General features: G+C 71.1%; 18 protein-coding genes. 2 read left to right on the top strand and 16 right to left on the bottom strand.

The window, feature by feature from the left end:
- Positions 1-111 precede the first annotated feature (111 nt).
- A complete protein-coding gene (locus ACY3FI_RS00865; RefSeq protein WP_462548831.1) occupies positions 112-2,631 on the bottom strand; it encodes an ATP-dependent Clp protease ATP-binding subunit in 2,520 nt (839 codons plus the stop codon).
- Between the two features lie 155 nt (positions 2,632-2,786).
- Between ACY3FI_RS00865 and ACY3FI_RS00860 the strand changes: the two genes are divergently transcribed.
- A complete protein-coding gene (locus ACY3FI_RS00860; protein ID WP_462548830.1) occupies positions 2,787-3,719 on the top strand; it encodes an NAD(+)/NADH kinase in 933 nt (310 codons plus the stop codon).
- A 137-nt stretch (positions 3,720-3,856) separates the two neighbouring features.
- Here ACY3FI_RS00860 and ACY3FI_RS00855 read toward each other — a convergent pair whose 3' ends face one another.
- From ACY3FI_RS00855 to tilS, 15 genes are all read right to left on the bottom strand, one after another.
- A complete protein-coding gene (locus ACY3FI_RS00855) occupies positions 3,857-4,921 on the bottom strand; it encodes a sigma-70 family RNA polymerase sigma factor (RefSeq protein ID WP_462548829.1) in 1,065 nt (354 codons plus the stop codon).
- Between the two features lie 343 nt (positions 4,922-5,264).
- Positions 5,265-5,396 carry a hypothetical protein gene (locus tag ACY3FI_RS00850; RefSeq protein WP_462548828.1) on the bottom strand — a complete coding sequence of 44 codons (132 nt, stop codon included), beginning with the start codon at positions 5,394-5,396 and terminating at the stop codon, positions 5,265-5,267.
- Positions 5,397-5,459: 63 nt separating this feature from the next.
- Entirely contained in the window at positions 5,460-5,645 is a 186-nt protein-coding gene (locus ACY3FI_RS00845) for a hypothetical protein (RefSeq protein ID WP_462548827.1), read from the bottom strand.
- Positions 5,646-5,686: 41 nt separating this feature from the next.
- A complete protein-coding gene (locus ACY3FI_RS00840; protein ID WP_462548826.1) occupies positions 5,687-5,890 on the bottom strand; it encodes a hypothetical protein in 204 nt (67 codons plus the stop codon).
- A gap of 112 nt (positions 5,891-6,002) precedes the next feature.
- Positions 6,003-7,505: a lysine--tRNA ligase gene (gene lysS / locus ACY3FI_RS00835; protein WP_462548825.1), complete on the bottom strand. Its 1,503-nt coding sequence runs from the start codon at positions 7,503-7,505 to the stop codon at positions 6,003-6,005.
- An 87-nt stretch (positions 7,506-7,592) separates the two neighbouring features.
- Positions 7,593-8,285, bottom strand: a complete 693-nt coding sequence (locus tag ACY3FI_RS00830; RefSeq protein ID WP_462548824.1) for a Rossmann-like and DUF2520 domain-containing protein — start codon at positions 8,283-8,285, stop codon at positions 7,593-7,595.
- A complete protein-coding gene (locus ACY3FI_RS00825; protein WP_462548823.1) occupies positions 8,282-10,153 on the bottom strand; it encodes a PH domain-containing protein in 1,872 nt (623 codons plus the stop codon). The genes ACY3FI_RS00830 and ACY3FI_RS00825 overlap by 4 nt, the downstream gene beginning before the upstream one ends.
- Before the next feature lie 8 nt (positions 10,154-10,161).
- On the bottom strand, positions 10,162-10,683 hold the full coding sequence (locus ACY3FI_RS00820) for a PH domain-containing protein (RefSeq protein WP_462548822.1): 522 nt from the start codon (positions 10,681-10,683) through the stop codon (positions 10,162-10,164).
- Between the two features lie 75 nt (positions 10,684-10,758).
- Positions 10,759-11,250, bottom strand: coding sequence for a DUF3180 domain-containing protein (locus ACY3FI_RS00815; RefSeq protein ID WP_462548821.1), 492 nt, complete (start codon positions 11,248-11,250; stop codon positions 10,759-10,761).
- Positions 11,247-11,858, bottom strand: a complete 612-nt coding sequence (gene folK, locus ACY3FI_RS00810; protein ID WP_462548820.1) for a 2-amino-4-hydroxy-6-hydroxymethyldihydropteridine diphosphokinase — start codon at positions 11,856-11,858, stop codon at positions 11,247-11,249. The genes ACY3FI_RS00815 and folK overlap by 4 nt, the downstream gene beginning before the upstream one ends.
- Complete coding sequence (gene folB, locus ACY3FI_RS00805) at positions 11,855-12,244, bottom strand: dihydroneopterin aldolase (RefSeq protein ID WP_462548819.1); 390 nt, start codon at positions 12,242-12,244, stop codon at positions 11,855-11,857. Before folB ends, folK begins: the two co-directional genes overlap by 4 nt.
- On the bottom strand, positions 12,241-13,206 hold the full coding sequence (gene folP / locus ACY3FI_RS00800; RefSeq protein WP_462548818.1) for a dihydropteroate synthase: 966 nt from the start codon (positions 13,204-13,206) through the stop codon (positions 12,241-12,243). The genes folB and folP overlap by 4 nt, the downstream gene beginning before the upstream one ends.
- Positions 13,207-13,212: 6 nt before the next feature.
- On the bottom strand, positions 13,213-15,198 hold the full coding sequence (gene ftsH / locus ACY3FI_RS00795; protein WP_462548817.1) for an ATP-dependent zinc metalloprotease FtsH: 1,986 nt from the start codon (positions 15,196-15,198) through the stop codon (positions 13,213-13,215).
- 143 nt (positions 15,199-15,341) lie between these two features.
- The gene (hpt, locus tag ACY3FI_RS00790; RefSeq protein WP_031272831.1) at positions 15,342-15,893 is read right to left on the bottom strand and encodes a hypoxanthine phosphoribosyltransferase; all 552 of its coding nucleotides are present in this window, start codon (positions 15,891-15,893) and stop codon (positions 15,342-15,344) included.
- Between the two features lie 16 nt (positions 15,894-15,909).
- Positions 15,910-16,932: a tRNA lysidine(34) synthetase TilS gene (tilS, locus tag ACY3FI_RS00785; RefSeq protein WP_462548816.1), complete on the bottom strand. Its 1,023-nt coding sequence runs from the start codon at positions 16,930-16,932 to the stop codon at positions 15,910-15,912.
- Positions 16,933-16,983: 51 nt separating this feature from the next.
- On the opposite strand from tilS, the gene ACY3FI_RS00780 reads away from it, so the two are divergent.
- On the top strand, positions 16,984-17,475 hold the full coding sequence (locus ACY3FI_RS00780) for an inorganic diphosphatase (RefSeq protein WP_462548815.1): 492 nt from the start codon (positions 16,984-16,986) through the stop codon (positions 17,473-17,475).
- The last annotated feature ends 70 nt before the right edge of the window (positions 17,476-17,545 follow it).

Here is a 17,545-nt window from a genome sequence, read left to right as displayed (position 1 = left end):
GCACCACGCGCGTCCTGTGTCCACAGGCCGCACAGCAGATCCATGTGGACGACGGACGGGAGGCGCGGTGCCAGCTGGCACCGCGCCTCCCGTCGTGTGTCGTGTCGGGTCCTAGGACTCGATCTCGCCCGTCGGCGCCTCCGGCGCCTTCTCGAGCGACGGCGCTCCGGCGAGGACCTCCTCGCGACCCGGCTGACGCCCGGTCTCGAACTGGAACGCGCCGTCGGCGAAGTCGACCTTCACGTGGTCACCGGCGTTGAGCTCGCCCTGCAGGATGTGCTCGGACAGCTGGTCCTCGACCTCGTGCTGCATCGCGCGGCGGAGCGGACGCGCACCGAGTGCCGGGTCGAACCCGACCTTGATGAGCTGCTCCTTGGCGGGGAGCGTGAGCTCCACCGTCATGTCGCGGTCGAGCAGACGGTCCGACAGGCGCTTCACGAAGAGGTCCACGATCTGCAGCAGCTCGGACTGCGAGAGCTGCGGGAAGACGATCGTGTCGTCGACGCGGTTCAGGAACTCCGGCTTGAAGTGCTTCTTCAGCTCCTCGTTCACCTTCGAGCGCATGCGGTCGTAGCCGACGCCCGAGTCACCCTCGATCTGGAAGCCCACCGGGCCACCCGCGATGCCCTGCGAACCGAGGTTCGTGGTCATGATGATGACGGTGTTCTTGAAGTCGACGACGCGGCCCTGACCATCGGTCAGACGACCCTCTTCGAGGACCTGCAGGAGCGAGTTGAAGATGTCCGGGTGGGCCTTCTCGATCTCGTCGAACAGGACCACGGAGAACGGCTTGCGGCGCACCTTCTCGGTGAGCTGGCCGCCCTCCTCGAACCCGACGAACCCGGGAGGGGCACCGAACAGGCGCGACACGGTGTGCTTCTCACCGAACTCCGACATGTCGAGGGAGATCAGCGCACCCTCGTCGTCGAAGAGGAACTCGGCGAGGGCCTTGGCGAGCTCGGTCTTCCCGACGCCCGTGGGGCCGGCGAAGATGAACGAGCCCGAGGGGCGGTTCGGGTCCTTCAGACCGGCACGGGTGCGGCGGATGGTCTTCGAGAGGGCCGAGATGGCCTCCTCCTGACCGATGACGCGCTCGTGCAGTGCCTTCTCCATGAAGACCAGACGCGAGGTCTCCTCTTCGGTGAGCTTGAACACCGGGATGCCCGTGGCCTGGGCCAGGACCTCGGCGATGATGCCCTCGTCGACGGTGCCGGACGCGGCGACGTCACCTGCACGCCACTGCTTCTCGAGGCGGAGTCGCTCGCCGAGGAGCTTCTTCTCCTCGTCGCGCAGGCTCGCGGCCTTCTCGAAGTCCTGCTCCTCGATGGCGGCTTCCTTCGACCCGCGGACCGTCGAGATCTTCTCGTCGAACTCGCGGAGCTCCGGCGGTGCCGACAGGATCGACAGGCGGAGGCGTGCGCCGGCCTCGTCGATCAGGTCGATGGCCTTGTCGGGCAGGAAGCGGTCCTGCACGTAGCGGTCCGCGAGGTTCGCCGCGGCGACGATCGCACCGTCGGTGATGGACACCTTGTGGAACGCCTCGTACTTGTCGCGGAGGCCCTTGAGGATGTTGATCGCGTGCGGCAGCGACGGCTCGTTGACCTGCACCGGCTGGAAGCGACGCTCGAGTGCGGCGTCCTTCTCGAAGTGCTTGCGGTACTCGTCGAGCGTGGTGGCACCGATGGTCTGGAGCTCACCGCGGGCGAGGAGCGGCTTGAGGATCGACGCGGCGTCGATCGCGCCCTCGGCAGCACCGGCACCGACGAGCGTGTGGATCTCGTCGATGAAGACGATGATGTCGCCGCGGGTGCGGATCTCCTTCGTGACCTTCTTGAGGCGCTCCTCGAAGTCACCGCGGTAGCGGGACCCGGCGATGAGCGACCCGAGGTCGAGCGAGTAGAGCTGCTTGTCCTTCAACGTCTCGGGCACGTCGCCCTTGACGATCGCCTGGGCGAGGCCCTCGACGACGGCGGTCTTGCCGACGCCGGGCTCACCGATCAGGACGGGGTTGTTCTTGGAGCGACGGGAGAGGATCTGCATGACCCGCTCCATCTCCTTCTCGCGCCCGATCACCGGGTCGAGCTTGGCGTCGCGGGCGGCCTGGGTGAGGTTGCGACCGAACTGGTCGAGGACCTGCGAACCCTGCTGCGCGTTCTGCTGCGTCTCGCCGCCGACGGCGACCGCTTCCTTGCCCTGGTAGCCGGACAGGAGCTGGATGACCTGCTGGCGGACGCGGTTCAGGTCCGCGCCGAGCTTGACGAGGACCTGGGCGGCGACGCCCTCGCCCTCGCGGATGAGGCCGAGCAGGATGTGCTCGGTCCCGATGTAGTTGTGGCCGAGCTGCAGCGCCTCGCGCAGGGACAGCTCGAGCACCTTCTTGGCGCGCGGCGTGAACGGGATGTGCCCGGTCGGCTGCTGCTGGCCCTGCCCGATGATGTCCTGGACCTGCTCGCGGACGGCATCGAGCGAGATGCCGAGCGACTCCAGCGCCTTGGCGGCGACGCCCTCGCCCTCGTGGATGAGGCCGAGGAGGATGTGCTCGGTGCCGATGTAGTTGTGGTTGAGCATCTTCGCTTCTTCTTGAGCGAGGACGACAACACGACGGGCTCGGTCGGTGAATCTCTCGAACATGTGCTCTCCCTTGCCGGACCCGTGGGAGTCCGGTGACGTACATCGAGACTAACCACCGCACCCCCGGTGGTCTGCCCCTGTTCGCCGTGGGCGTGACCCCCTGTGCGCCCCGTGCACAGTGCGGTTCTGGGGAGGGACTCGGTACGATCCCGGACATGGAGCAGCCCGTCGTCGGCCTCGTCGTCCACCCCACCAAGAACGTGCAGGAGTCGGTCACGACCCTGCAGCGCTGGAACGCCTCCGGCCGCGGGCGGCTGGTCGCCCGGCGGGCCGATGCCCAGCGCCTCGGCGGGATGATCGACGTCATCGGCGACGACGACTTCATCGACGGCGTCGACCTCGTCGTGGCACTCGGCGGCGACGGCACCATGCTCGGCGCGATGCGGCTCGTCGCGAAGCGTCCGGTGCCCGTGCTCGGCGTCAACTACGGCAACGTCGGGTTCCTCGTCGAGATCGAGCCGCCCGAACTCGAAGCGGCGCTCGAACGACTGTCCGCCGGCGACTACCAGCTGGAGCCGCACCACGCGCTCGAGGCCCGGTTGTCCTGGAGCGGCGCCCGCACCGACTACCTGGCGTTCAACGACCTCACCGTCGTGCGACGCCCCGGTGCCGGGCAGGTGTCGGCGGACCTCAGCGTGGGTGGGCTGGGGTACGGGTACTACCGCGCGGACGCCATCGTCGCCGCGACGCCCGCCGGGTCCACCGCGTACAACTACGCCGCGGGCGGCCCGGTTCTCTCCCCCGCACTCTCCGGCTCCGTGGTGACGCCGGTCGCGCCGATGGCCGGGATCGACCGCTCGGTGGTGCTCGCAGCGCGCGAGCGCTACCGGTTCGACATCGCCGAGGGCACCCGGAGCGCGGCGCTCGAGGTCGACGGTCTCGTCGTGGGCGAGGTGGCCACCGGTGCGCAGATCGACGTGCGACTCCGGAAGGACGCCGGCAGCGTGGTCCGCCTCGACGCGGAGCGGCACGGCCGGACGGGTCGCGTCAAGCTCAGCCTGCTCGACCTGCCGGTGCGGCCGGACCAGCTGATCGAGCTCATCCCGCAGGACCTGCGCCAGCGGCTCGACCGCGACGCCGAGCAGTGACGGGCCCGGGCATGTGAATGGCCCGCCCAGGCAGTGCCTGGACGGGCCGTCCCATCACCCCACCGAGCCGCCTTCCCACAGGACGACCCGGTTCCCCGTGTCGGCACGAGCGTGCCGACCGAAGTCTCCTGCCGACGTCAGTCGGTCAGGTACAGCTGCATGTCCTGCGAGACCGCCTTCGCGAAGAGGCGGAGCTTCGCACGGGACTCCACCCGGCTGACGGCCTGGCGGGTCGTGTGCACGATCTTCGAGATCTCGTCGAGCGTCATCGGCTTGTCGTCGTCGAGGCCGTAGCGCATGCGGATCACGTTCGCCTCGTCGCTCGGCAGCTCGGCGACGATGGAGCGGATGTCGCGGTGCAGGAGCGTCGTCTCGGTGAGCTCGTTGGGGCTCGCGGCGTCCTCGTCCTCGATGAAGTCGCCGAGCTCGCTGTCGTCGGAGTCGCCGACGACCGTGTGGATCGACACCGGCTCGTGCGAACGACCCTTGAGGTCGACGAGCTCCTCGACGCTCATGCTGAGCTCAGCGGCGACCTCGTCGGGCATCGGCGCGCGGCCGAGGTCCACCGTCAGGTCACGCTCGGTGCGCGAGATCTTGTTGATGAGCTCGACCGTGTGCACCGGGATGCGGATCGTGCGTGCCTTGTCGGCTAGGCCACGCGAGATGGCCTGGCGGATCCACCACGTGGCGTACGTGGAGAACTTGTAGCCCTGCGTGAAGTCGAACTTCTCGACGGCGCGGACGAGGCCGAGGTTGCCCTCCTGGATGACGTCCATGAAGGGGAGGCCGCGCTGCGAGTAGCGCTTGGCGATCGAGACCACGAGCCGCAGGTTCGACGTGATCATGCGCTCCTTGGCGCGCTCACCGTCGCGGACCAGCCAGCGCAGTTCACGCTGCAGGCTCTTCGGCATGTCGGTCTCGGTGTTCAGCTTCTCCTCGGCGAAGAGGCCGACCTCGATGCGGCGGGCAATGTCCGCCTCTTCCTCGGCGGTGAGGAGGGCGAGCCGGCCGATGTGGCGGAGGTAGTCGCCGACCTGGTCGACCGAAGCGCCGCGCACACCGGCGAGCTGCTCGTCGGCTTCGACCTCGGTGTCGAGCGTGGTGGTGGCAGTGGGTGCGTCGGCGGTCTTCGCGGCGGCGGTCTTCTTGGTGCGACGGGCGGTGGTGCTCGTCGTCTTCGGTGCTGCAGTCGTGATCGTCATGGGTGACTCCCTGCGTTCGACGGTGATGACCTCGGTGGGGGGTGGTGACGAGTAAAGCGGTCCGGAGGTGTACCCCACAAACCGATCGGATCGATTCTCAGGCTTCTCCGTGATTCACCCTCGACACCGTCCCCCACGGGGTACAGGCGCAGGAGCAGTCTGCCGCGACCGGAGGCCCGGAGGCAAGGGGTTCCTGCCGTGTTTCCGGTGTTGCCATGGTGTTTCCACCAGGTGTCGCAAGGTGTACCCCGCGTCACCGCGCCCCCTGGACAACGAAAAGGGGTACGGCATTCCGGTTCGGTGCGATCCGGACGCCGTACCCCGATGGACGGGAGAACGGGGTTCACCAGGAGGGTTCGAGCCACCCCTCGCGACGCTTGGAGACCTCGAGATCGGCGTCACGGTCGAACTCGTCGTACTCGCTCTCGATGTCGCCGACGAGGCTGCGGCCCGTGAACATGTGCGCGATGGACATGGGGACGATGCTGACGGCGGGATGCGACACCCCGGTGAACGAGCGGTGACGGTGGTCGGACGGTCAGACGTCCAGGTCGTCCTCGTCGCCGTCCGGCCACACGGCGTCGTCGCGCGCCGGGTCCGGGACGGCCGGGTGGCCGAAGGCGTCCTCGGCGTCGAGGTCGGCAAGGCCGTCGGCGCCGGCGGGGCCGGCGGCAGGACCCGCCGGATCGCGCGACGGCTCCGCTGGTTCGGTCGGACGGATCACGCCCGCAGCGTGGCAGCCGCGGGTGAACGGGTGGTGTCGGACTACTCCGCCGAGGTCGGCGCCGGCGCGGGGACGCCGTGCTCGCGCTCGAAGCGGGCGCGCTCCTCGGCCTCGACCTTCGCGTAGGCGGAGCGCTCGGTGCGGTCCGCCCGCATGATGGCGCGCATCACGAACCAGAAGATGAGGCCGACCACGACGGTCGGCGTCAGGGCGAAGATGATCCCGGTCACGACTCCATGCGGCACCGGAGCATCCTAACCCGCGCCGTCGGGTGGCAGGATGTGCGCGGTGGACCCGCACCGGCCTGGAGGGGCGGTGCAGGACCGACCGGCACCGCGCCTCCCGTGCGGTGTTGGTCTACTTGACCAAGGGGAAGAGGATCGTCTCGCGGATGCCGAGACCGGTGATCGCCATGAGCAGGCGGTCGACGCCCATGCCCATCCCGCCCGACGGCGGCATCGCGTGCTCGAGCGCGCGGAGGAACTCCTCGTCGACGCGCATCGCCTCGGGGTCCCCGCCCGCGGCGAGCCGGGCCTGCTCGACGAAACGCTCCCGCTGCACGACCGGGTCGACGAGCTCGGAGTACGCCGTCGCGAGCTCGAAGCCCCGCACGTAGAGGTCCCACTTCTCGACGACGCCCGGACGGGTACGGTGCTGCCGGGTGAGCGGCGAGGTGTCCACCGGGAAGTTCATCACGAACGTCGGGGCGTGGAGCTTGTCCGAGTTGAAGTGCTCCCAGAGCTCCTCGACGTACTTGCCGTGGGTGGCGTGCGCGACCTCGATGCCCTCGGCCTCGGCGAGCGCCTGCAGCTCGGACACCGGGGTCTCCGGGGTGATCTCGCGCCCCGACGCCTCGGAGAGGGACTCGTACATGTCCATCCGCGCCCAGTCGCCACCGAGGTCGTAGTCCGACCCGTCCGGCAGCGTGACGACGAGCGAGCCGCCGGTCACGGCCTTCGTGGCGTTCTGCACGAGTTCCTGCGTGAGGTCCGCCATCTGCTCGTAGTTGCCGTACGCCTGGTAGGCCTCGACCATCGCGAACTCCGGCGAGTGCGACGAGTCCGCGCCCTCGTTCCGGAAGTTGCGGTTGATCTCGAACACCCGGTCGATGCCGCCGACCACCGCGCGCTTGAGGAAGAGCTCGGGCGCGATGCGGAGGTACAGCTCGGTGTCGAAGGCGTTCGAGTGCGTGACGAAGGGCCGCGCCGAGGCGCCGCCGTGCTGCGTCTGGAGCATCGGGGTCTCGACCTCGAGGTACTCGTGCGCCGTGAAGGTCTGGCGGAGCGAGGACATCACCGCTGCGCGGGCCCGGACGGTCGCCCGCGCTTCCTCGCGCACGATGAGGTCGAGGTAGCGCTGGCGGACCCGCGTCTCCTCGTTCAGCTCGTTGTGCAGGTTCGGCAGCGGCAGGATCGCCTTCGCCGCGATCGCCCAGTCGTCGACCATGATCGACAGCTCGCCGCGGCGCGACGAGATGACCCGGCCGTGCACGAAGACGTGGTCGCCGAGGTCGACGAACTCCTTCCAGCGCGCGAGGGACTCGTCGCCGACCTCGGCGAGGGAGACCATCGCCTGGACGCGTGCGCCGTCGCCGGACTGCAGGGTCGCGAAGCAGAGCTTGCCGGTGTTGCGCGAGAACACGATGCGGCCCGCGACGCCCACGACGTCCTGCGTCTCCTCGCCGGTCTCGAGGTGCGCGTACTGCGCGCGGACCGCGGGGATCGTCGTGGTGATCGGCAGCTCGGCCGGGTAGGCCTCGATGCCCGCGTCGAGGAGCTTCGCCCGCTTGTCGAGCCGGACCTGTCGCTGCTCGCTGGTCTCTTCGGCGGACAGGACGTCGGCGGCGGTCTCTTCGCTCATTGCTGGTGCGGCTCCGATGGGGTCGTGGGGGATGTGGAGATGCTACCCGGCGCCGGACCCCGTCGTGGGCCGCCTGTGGACGGCCGGCTAGAGCGTGGCCTGGCCGTCGGCCGCGGCGAGGGCGTTGTCCACCGCGGAGCGGACCAGCGCGCCGAGGACCCGCCCCGGGTGCTCCACGCCGATGCCGGACAGCGTGCCCGCCGACTGGTCGACGATGGCCGTCGAGAACGACACCGCCGCCCGCACCGCGTCCGCGTAGGCCGGGCGGTCCTGCTCGGTGACGACGAACGGCTCCGCCCCCATCTCGACGACGAGCGCCTGCGCGATGGGCAGCACCGGCGCAGGGGCGGTCACGGCGCAGTACGCGTCGCGGAGCCGGACGAGGTCGACGCTCGTACCCGTGAAGGCCATCGCGGGGTGGATCGCGAGCGGGATCGCGCCGGCGGACATGGCCGGTCGGAGCACCTCGACGCCGTGGTCGGGGCTGGTGTGCACGACGAGCTGCCCGGGCTGCCAGATGCCGGCGTCCGCGAGGCCCTGCACGAGCCCGGCGAGCTGGTCGTCAGGCACGGCGAGGAGCACGAGTTCGCTCCGCTCGACGAGGTCGGGGGTCGCCAGGACGGGCGCGCCGGGGAGCATCGCCTCGGCCCGGTCACGGCCAGCGTCGGACACGGCGGTCACCCCGACGACGGCGTGCTCGGCGTTCGCGAGCGCGGCGCCGAGGACCGGGCCGACCTTCCCGGCGCCGACCACGCCGACGCCGAGTCGTCCGGCCCTCACGAGACGGCTCCGGGGCCGGGCACGTCGGTCCAGCCGTCGGGTCGGTGCGCGTGTCGGCCGGGAGGCGCGGTGCGACCCCCCGGATCACGGTCGCGCCCGTCGGTCGCCGGGTCGCCGCCGGCGGCGGACGACGTCGCGACCGGCGCGGAGGAGCCGGGGGCGGGCGCGGTCGCGACCGGCCTGGCGGTGCCGGGCCCGGACCACGCGGTGGCGCCGACCGTCTGCCGGACGGGAGCCGACGGGGCCGACGCGCCCCGCGCCTCCCGTTCGCGCCACCGGTGCGACGTGTCGGCGGCGGCAGCCTCGACCGCCCGCGCTGCCGCGTCGGCCCACAGCCGCTGCGCGTCCAGCGCGTCGATCGCGCCGATCCGTGCCGTCACCGGACCCTGGACGGTCTGCACGTGCACGGTCGCCAGGCGCAGCACCCGTTCCAGCGGCCCCTGCGACACCTTCACGCTCTGCACCCGCGGCAGCGGCACGACCACGAGCGACCACCACACCGCACCGAGGCGGAGCAGGACGGCACCGGGGACGAAGCGGTACCCGTTCCGGCGGAACGACAGCGGTCGGAGCCAGGCGCCGCGACCGGGCGAGTGCACGAAGCCGCCGCGGTCCCCGGTGGTCGTGAGGCTGTCGTCGACGACGTCGACCGCCTCGGCCGAGCCCTGCCGGAGCTGCTCCTCCGACGCGGCCGGGCCGGCGACCGCGGTGCCGACGAGGCCGGGCAGGATGATGTCGAGCACCTCGCGGACGTCGGCCGCGGTGCCGACGGGCAGCACGATCGACGAGACCTGCTGGTTGCTCGAGGCGCCGTTGCGGGCGTTCGTCGCGCGGTTGATGCGGACGTCCCACCAGCCGAACGGCCGCCAGAGCAGCGGCTGCGCGACGCTCACGGCGTGGATACGGCCCGGGGGCAGCGTCTCGTTCGACGTCGACACGAGGCCGAAGCCGATCCGGATGCCGTCCCGGGTGTCGGCGATCGTGTACTGCAGCGACCGCGAGAACTTCCGGACGTAGTACCCGCCGGCGCCGAGGACCGCGGGGAAGACGCCGAACAGGATCCCGAACTCGCCGGTGAGGGCGACGGAGACGACCATCGCGGCGATGGCGGCGAGGATGAACACGGTCGTGCCGGAGAGCAGCATCGAGGCGATGAGCCGCCCCGGGTGCACCTTCACGACGCGGGTCGCCCGGACCGCCGCCGGGTCGAGCTCCGGCGAGAAGATCTCGTCGACGCGGTCCTGCAGCATCCCCTGCGAGACCCGCGGGTCGGACCGCTCGTCGTCCTGCGCCCCCGAGGCGAGCACGAGGATGCGCTGCCGCAGGTCGTCGGCGGCCTTCACCCCGAGGTAGGCGAGCTGCACGTTCGCGTCGTTGCCGGCCTGCGCGATCTCGAGCTTGGCGGTGCCGAACACGCGGGGGACGAGCGGGCGCGAGATGTTGATGCCCTGGATCCGGTCGAGCCGGGCCTTCCGGTTCGTCCGGAACAGCACGCCGGAGCGGACCTCGACGATCTCGCCGGTGACCCGGAACTCGTGCATCCGCCACGACAGCCAGAACAGGCCGATGAGCACGACGAGCAGCCCGACGATGCCGAGCAGGACCCAGCCGACGACGCCGTGTTCGTAGACGTAGCGGACCGGGTCGCCGTCCTCCTGCGGGCCGCTGCCCGGGATGAAGAACTCGACGAGCTGGTCCCGCAGGCTGTTCAGCACGTAGCCGAGGACCACGATGAGGAAGATGCCGCCCTTGAGCAGGGGCGTCAGCGGGTGCAGCCGGTGCCACTCGCCGTCGGTGAGCGGGGCGGCAGCGGCGGCGTCGCCCTTCCGCGGCGGTGCAGGCGGCGGCGGTCCGGGTCGGAAGGTCACGGTGCTTCCTAGAGCCCGGCGCGCCGGGACTCGGCGAGCTCGACGAGGCGGTCGCGCAGCGCGTCGGCGTCGGTCGCCGGGATGCCGGGGATCCGGACGTTCGTCGCCGCGGCAGCGGTGACGAACTTGAGCTCGCTGAGGCCGAGCACGCGGTCGAGCGGACCGCGGTTCACGTCGACGAGCTGCATCCGGCCGTACGGCACCGCGGTGAAGCGCTGCCACATCAGGCCGCGACGGAGCACGAGGTCGTCGTCGCGGAGTGCGTAGCCGATGGCACGCACCCGGCGGGGCGTGAGGACCGCGGTGACGATCGCGACGACGCCGACGGCGATCGCGACCAGGGTCCAGACGGTGCCAGCGGGCCGGACGAAGCCACCGCTCACGACTCCGATGATGACGCAGCCCGCGGTGACGACGGCGCCGATGACCACGGTCGTGATCAGCTCGGTCCAGACGAGCTTCGGCGACACCCGGGTCCAGGTGGTGCCGGTCAGGCCGAGGCCGGGCTCGTCGAGTCGTTCACGCGGCATCGCGGCCTCCTGGGGGTCGTGCGGGGACGGACGGGGTCGTGCGTTCGCACGCGTGGCCGTGCGTGTCGGTGTGCGTCAGTGCGCCGACGTCGTGCCGCCCCTGGGCAGGTCGTCGTCCTCGTCGTCACCGGGCGGTGCGATGCACATGTGCTCCGCGACGAGCGCGCAGACCGTCAGGACGAGCCCTCCCCCGACCGCCACGGCGTTCGGCAGGGTCGAGCCTAGCGAAGGGGTCGCGGAGCGGGTCAGGAGGTACACCACGAGCCCGAGGGCGAACCCGCCGAAGAGCACGCCGGCCAGGCTGGACGCCTTCGCGAGCACCACGACCCGGATCGCGTAGAGCGGGTCGACCGTGCGCTGTCGTGCGGCGCCCCCGCGGGCGTGCTGCCGGACGGGCCGCGCCATGAGCACGACGGTGACGCCGATGAGTGCGAGGGTCGCGCCGAGCGGCACCGAGAGCAGGAGCGTGGGGGCCTGCCGCGAGGCGAGGACGGCGTCGACGGCGAACCCGCCGACGGCGGCGACGAGGGCGACGCTGATCAGGGTGGAGGCGCGGGTGGGCTTCACGGGGCGACCCCCTCGGTCGCGTCGGCACCGTCCGACGCGTCGGCACCGTCCGTCGCGTCGGCACCGTCCGTCGCGTCGGCCGGACGGGACCCGCGGGGCGGCTCCTCGAAGAGCCGCGGCTCCTCGACGCGCTCGGTGTCGTCCCCCACTGCGGCGAGCAGGTCGGCCACCGGTCCGGCACCCGGCAGCACCGCGTCCGGGTCGGCGTCGAGCCACGGCGCCAGCACGAAGGCCCGCTCCCCCGCGCGCGGGTGCGGCACCGTGAGGGTCGCCGTGTCGAGCACGAGGTCGTCGTAGGTCACCACGTCGAGGTCGAGCGTCCGGTCGCCCCAGCGCACCTCGCGCGTGCGGCCGTGCGCGTCCTCGATGCCGTGCAGGGCGTCGAGCAGCTCCTGCGGGGACAGGTCGGTGTCGACGACGACGACGGCGTTCCGGTAGCGGGGCTTCGCCTCGTCCGGGCCGTCGAGGGTCACGGCGACGGACTCGACCTCGCGGCTGGACGCCACCGGTCGCACACCCGGGAGCGCCGCGATCGCCGAGGCCGCGGCACGCAGGGTGCTCCCGCGGTCGCCCAGGTTGGCGCCGAGCGCGACGACCGCCCGGCTCACTCTTCTTCCTCGTGCGGCAGGCTCGCGCCCCGGCTCCGGCGGATCGTGATCGACACGTCGGTGAACGGCACCGTGATGGGCGCCTGCGGCTTGTGCACGGTGACCTCGGTGGCGAGGGCAGCACGGTGCGTGAGGACCGCGGCGGCGATGCGCTCCGCGAGCGTCTCGATGAGGTCCACCGGGTCGCGCTCGATCTCGGCCACGACCTGCTCGGCGAGCACACCGTAGTGCACGGTGCGGTCGAGGTCGTCGCTGCCGGAGGCGGCTCGGGCGTCGACCTCGACGGCGACGTCGACGACGAAGTCCTGGCCGTCGGCGCGCTCGTGGTCGAAGACGCCGTGGTGTCCCCTGGCCCGCACGCCGGTCAGTCTGATGGTGTCCTTCACGATCGAGCGGCCCTCCAGGCGTCCCAGACGTCGAGCACGGCACGGGTCGGTGCCGGGTCGTGCACGCGCACCCCCCACGCACCGCGTTCGGCGGCGAGCAGGCTGATGGCGGCGGTGGCGAGGTCGCGATCCGCGGGCGGGGCACCGGCGGCGCTGCCGACCCCGTCGAGGAACCGCTTGCGGGAGGCGGCGACGAGCACCGGCAGGCCGATCGAGGCGAAGCGCTCGTACCCGGCGAGGATCTCCCAGTTCTGGGCGCCCTGCTTGGCGAAGCCGAGGCCCGGGTCGATGACGACCTGCTCCTGCCGGACACCGAGGACGATGAGCTCGGCGACGCGGAGCTCGACCTCGCGGCGGACCTCCTCGACCGCGTGCGCGTACTCGGCGTTCCGGTACATCCGGTCGCTGTGCCCGCGCCAGTGCATGACCACGAAGCCCGCACCGGAGTCGCGCACGACGCGCACCATGTCCTCGTCGGCGAGGCCCCCGGAGACGTCGTTCACGATCGCGGCGCCGGCCTCGACCGCACGCTCGGCGGTGGCGGCGTTCATGGTGTCGACGCTGACCGCGATGCCCTCGGCGACCAGCTGCCGCACGACGGGGAGCACCCGCTGCTGCTCGACCTCGACCGGCACCCGTTCGGCACCGGGGCGGGTGGACTCCCCGCCGACGTCGACGAGGTCGGCACCGGCGGCCACCAGGTCGCGGGCGTGCTGCACCGCGGCGTCGTACGCCTGGTGCAGTCCGCCGTCACTGAAGGAGTCCGGCGTGACGTTGAGGATGCCCATCACGCGGGTGCCCGGCGCAGCGTCGTCGCGGTCCCGCCGACGACCGGTCACGATCTCCGGCACCGGTGCGGGTGCTCGGAGGTCGATCGCGACCGTCGGCGGTCCGGCGGCTGCTTCGCGCGCCCGGCTCACCTCGGCGAGCCGGCGCGACCGTCTCGTCGGCAGGTCGGTCATGCCGGCCTACGCGGGGGCGATACCGGGGTTGCCGAACGGGCGGCGACGGGGCTTGGACGACTCGGTGTCGGACGGCTCGGCAGCGGTGTTCGCCGCCTTGCCCGACACGGAGATCGCCGGCAGGTCGCTGACCGGGCGCTTGTCGCTGGAGAGCCACTGCGGGCGCTCCGGGAGCTTCCGGACGTCCTTGAAGATCTCCACGAGCTCCGGGGCGTCGAGCGTCTCCTTCTCGAGGAGCTCGCCGGCCAGGCGGTCGAGGATGTCCCGGTTCGCGTTGAGGACCTGGTACGCCTCGTCGTGCGCGGCCTCGAGCAGGGCGCGGGTCTCGGCGTCGACGGTCTCGGCGATGTTCTCCGAGTAGTCGCGACCGCTGTTGCCGCCCATGTCACGGCCGACGAACGGCTCACTCGACCCGCTGCCGAGCTTGACGGACCCGACGGCACGGCTCATGCCGTACTCGGTGACCATCTTCCGCGCGGTGCCGGTGGCCTTCTCGATGTCGTTCGACGCACCCGTGGTCGGGTCGTGGAAGACGATCTCCTCGGCCACGCGACCGCCCATCGCGTAGGTGAGCTGGTCGAGCAGCTCGTTGCGGGTGACGGAGTACTTGTCCTCGAGCGGGAGCACCATCGTGTACCCGAGGGCGCGACCGCGGGGCAGGATCGTGATCTTCGTGACCGGGTCGGTGTGCCGCATCGCCGCCGCCGCGAGGGCGTGCCCGCCCTCGTGGTACGCCGTGATGAGACGCTCCTGGTCGGACATGATCCGGGTGCGGCGCTGCGGGCCGGCCATCACGCGGTCGACGGCCTCGTCGAGGGCACGGTTGTCGATGAGCTGCGCGTTCGAGCGCGCCGTCAGCAGTGCGGCCTCGTTGAGCACGTTCGCCAGGTCGGCACCGGTGAAGCCCGGCGTCTTGCGGGCGAGGAGCTCGAGGTCGACGCTCGCGGCGAGCGGCTTGCCCTTCGCGTGCACCTCGAGGATCTGCTTGCGGCCGGCGAGGCCCGGGGCGTCGACGCCGATCTGGCGGTCGAAGCGGCCCGGGCGCAGGAGCGCGGGGTCGAGCACGTCCGGACGGTTCGTCGCGGCGATGAGGATGACGTTCGTCTTGCCGTCGAAGCCGTCCATCTCGACGAGGAGCTGGTTCAGCGTCTGCTCGCGCTCGTCGTTGCCGCCGCCGATGCCGGCGCCGCGGTGACGGCCGACGGCGTCGATCTCGTCGATGAAGACGATGGCGGGCGAGTTCTGCTTCGCCTGGTCGAACAGGTCACGGACACGGCTCGCGCCGACGCCGACGAACATCTCGACGAAGTCCGAACCGGAGATCGAGTAGAACGGCACGCCGGCCTCGCCCGCGACGGCGCGTGCGAGCAGCGTCTTGCCGGTGCCGGGAGGGCCGTAGAGCAGCACGCCCTTCGGGATCTTGGCGCCGACGGCCTGGAACTTGGCGGGCTCCTTGAGGAACTCCTTGATCTCCTGGAGCTCCTCGATCGCCTCGTCCGAACCGGCGACGTCCGCGAAGGAGACCTGCGGGTTCTCCTTGTTGTTCATCTTCGCGCGGGACTTGCCGAACTGCATGACCTTCGAGCCGCCACCCTGCGCGCTCGAGAGGAGGAACCAGAACAGGGCCCCGATGATCAGGAACGGCAGGATGATGCCGAGCAGCGAGAGGAACCAGTTCGACTGCTGGACGGTGTCGTTGTAGCCATTGGGGAGGTCGGCGTTGTTGACCGCCTGGATGACCTCTTCACCGCGCGGCGTCGAGTAGTAGAACTGCTCGCGGGCGTTGCCCTCCTTGAGGGTGAGGTCGACACGCTGCTCGGTGGAGTTGACCACCGCGGAGGAGACCTTGCCGTCGGCGAGCTGTTCGAGACCCTTCTGGGTCTCGATCTGCTGGGTGCCGGACTGAGCGATGACGCTCCAGCCGATGAAGATCCCCGCCAGCGCGATCAGCACGTAGAGGTACGGGCCGCGGAAGATGCGCTTGAAGTTCATGTGATCCGGGCACAGATGCCCGACACCTTTCTCTACCGGAGTTGCGTGAAGGTCAGCATACGGCTGCGATTCTGTGGCGAGAATGGGTGTCCTCTGCGGGCGAACTCCCCGTTCTGGGGGAGCTCACCGACCGGACCGGCGCGTCAGGAGTAGACGTGCGGCGCCAGGACGCCGATGCCGCGGAGGTTGCGGTAGCGCTCGTCGAAGTCGAGGCCGTACCCCACCACGAAGGCGTCCGGGATCTCGAAGCCGGCGTACTTCACGTCGACCTCGACCTTGGCGGCCTCGGGCTTGCGGAGGAGCGCCACGATCTCGACGCTCGCGGCCCCGCGGGACTCGAGGTTCTGCTTCAGCCAGGACAGCGTCAGGCCGGAGTCGATGATGTCCTCGACGATGATGACGTCGCGGCCGTGCAGGTCGGTGTCGAGGTCCTTGAGGATCCGCACCACACCGGACGACTTCGTGCCGGAGCCGTACGACGACACCGCCATCCAGTCCATCCGCGCCTGCATCTTCAGGTGCCGGGAGAAGTCCGCCATGACCATGACGGCACCCTTCAGCACGCCGACGAGCAGCGGGTCCTTCCCCGCGTAGTCACGGTCGACCACCGCGGCGAGTTCGGCGAGCTTCTCGTCGATCTGCTCGGGGGTGAAGAGCACTTCGGACAGGTCTGCCTGGACGTCGGAGAGTTCCACCGGTCCAGGGTAACCGTCACGACGCGGCGCTGAACGCCACCCGGTCGCCCTCCCGCGTCGCCCGCACGCCGGGCAGGTCGATCGGCCCCTGCCCGCTCCAGTCGGTCACGAGCCGGCAGACCTCGAGCGTCTGCACGCGGGACAGCGTCACGCCGAACTCGCTCTCCACCGCGAGGCGGACGAGCCGCTGCCGGAGCGCCGGCGGGTTCGCCGCGAGCGCCCGTACCGAGAGCGAGATGCCGGCCTCGGAGTGCTCGGCGACGTCCTCCGCCATCTCCTCGGCGAAGTGGTCGAGCGCGGCGGAGTCCTCGCGGAGCTGGTCGGCCGTGCGGGCCAGGGCCTCGGGGACTCCGGCGCCGAGCTCCCGTTCGAGCACCGGCAGCACGGCGTGCCGCACCCGGACGCGGGCGTACGCCGGGTCCTCGTTCTGCGGGTCCTCCCACGGGGCGGTCCCGACGGCGGCGCAGGCCTGTCGGGCGACGTGCCGTCGGAGCCCGAGCAGCGGCCGGCCGTACGCCGGACCGGTCGTGCGCCGCGCCAGCGGCGGCATGCCGGACAGCGCGTCCGGCCCGCTGCCGCGCAGCAGGCCCAGCAGCACCGTCTCGGCCTGGTCGTCCAGGGTGTGTCCGAACAGCACGAGCGGTGACCCGGTGTCGGACGCGACCTGGGCGATCGACGCGTGGCGCGCCTCCCGTGCGGCCCCTTCGGGCCCGCCCTCGTCGCCCACCGCGACCCGACGGACCGTCACCGGTGCGAGTCCCAGCTCCGCCGCCTGCCTGGAGGCGCGGATCGCCACCGCCTCGGAGCCCGCCTGCAGCGCGTGGTCCACCACCACCGCGCCGGCCCGTAGGTCCTGCTTCGGGGCCTCGAACGCGGTCGCCGCGGCGAGCGCGAGCGAGTCGGCGCCGCCGCTCAGCGCGACCGTCACGAGGTCGCCGGCGACGACCACCCCGTCGTCGAGCGCCTGCGCGAGCAGCGTCCGCACGGCGAGCCGGGTGGCAGCGACGGCGGGGTCCAACCGGGGACGCGGAGAGTTCACCCGGTAACGTTAGCCGCGCTTTCTTCCCGCACAGCAGACCAGGAGCGCAACATGGCCGCGTACGACGTCGTCGTCGAGATCCCCAAGGGCAGCCGCAACAAGTACGAGGTGGACCACGAGACCGGTCGTGTCTACCTCGACCGCGTGCTCTTCACGTCCTTCGTGTACCCGACCGACTACGGGTTCTTCGAGCAGACCCTGGCCGACGACGGTGACCCCGTGGACGCGCTCCTGCTCCTCGAGTACCCGACGTTCCCCGGCGTCGGCGTGAAGGTCCGTCCCGTCGGCGTCTTCAAGATGAGCGACGAGGCCGGCAACGACGCGAAGGTCCTCGTGGTCCCCGCGAAGGACCCGCGCTGGGCGCACATCCAGGACATCTCGGACGTCGACGAGCAGACGAAGGCCGAGATCGCGCACTTCTTCGAGCGTTACAAGGACCTCGAGCCGAACAAGTGGGTCAAGGCCGAGGGCTGGGGCGACGCCGCCGAGGCCGAGGCGATCGTGCAGGCCGGCCAGGCCGCGTACGTGCCCGGCTCGCACTGACGCACGGCGGGCTCTGGTCCGCACCCCGGTACGAACAACGCGCCCCGTCTCGACGGGGCGCGTTGTTCGT

It is taken from the genome of Curtobacterium sp. RM9, assembly GCF_054956955.1.
The sequence above is the reverse complement of the archived record's forward strand: the minus strand, read 5'-3'. Positions and strand labels throughout refer to the sequence as shown.

Excerpts from the sequence above, each read along its gene's own strand:
- ACY3FI_RS00860 (WP_462548830.1), top strand. The coding sequence starts at position 2,787 with ATGGAGCAGCCCGTCGTCGGCCTCGTCGTCCACCCCACCAAGAACGTG.
- lysS (WP_462548825.1), bottom strand. The coding sequence starts at position 7,505 with ATGAGCGAAGAGACCGCCGCCGACGTCCTGTCCGCCGAAGAGACCAGC.
- ACY3FI_RS00850 (WP_462548828.1), bottom strand. The coding sequence starts at position 5,396 with ATGTCCATCGCGCACATGTTCACGGGCCGCAGCCTCGTCGGCGACATC.
- ACY3FI_RS00865 (WP_462548831.1), bottom strand. The coding sequence starts at position 2,631 with ATGTTCGAGAGATTCACCGACCGAGCCCGTCGTGTTGTCGTCCTCGCT.
- ftsH (WP_462548817.1), bottom strand. The coding sequence starts at position 15,198 with ATGAACTTCAAGCGCATCTTCCGCGGCCCGTACCTCTACGTGCTGATC.
- ACY3FI_RS00780 (WP_462548815.1), top strand. The coding sequence starts at position 16,984 with ATGGCCGCGTACGACGTCGTCGTCGAGATCCCCAAGGGCAGCCGCAAC.
- folP (WP_462548818.1), bottom strand. The coding sequence starts at position 13,206 with ATGACCGACCTGCCGACGAGACGGTCGCGCCGGCTCGCCGAGGTGAGC.
- ACY3FI_RS00855 (WP_462548829.1), bottom strand. The coding sequence starts at position 4,921 with ATGACGATCACGACTGCAGCACCGAAGACGACGAGCACCACCGCCCGT.
- ACY3FI_RS00820 (WP_462548822.1), bottom strand. The coding sequence starts at position 10,683 with ATGCCGCGTGAACGACTCGACGAGCCCGGCCTCGGCCTGACCGGCACC.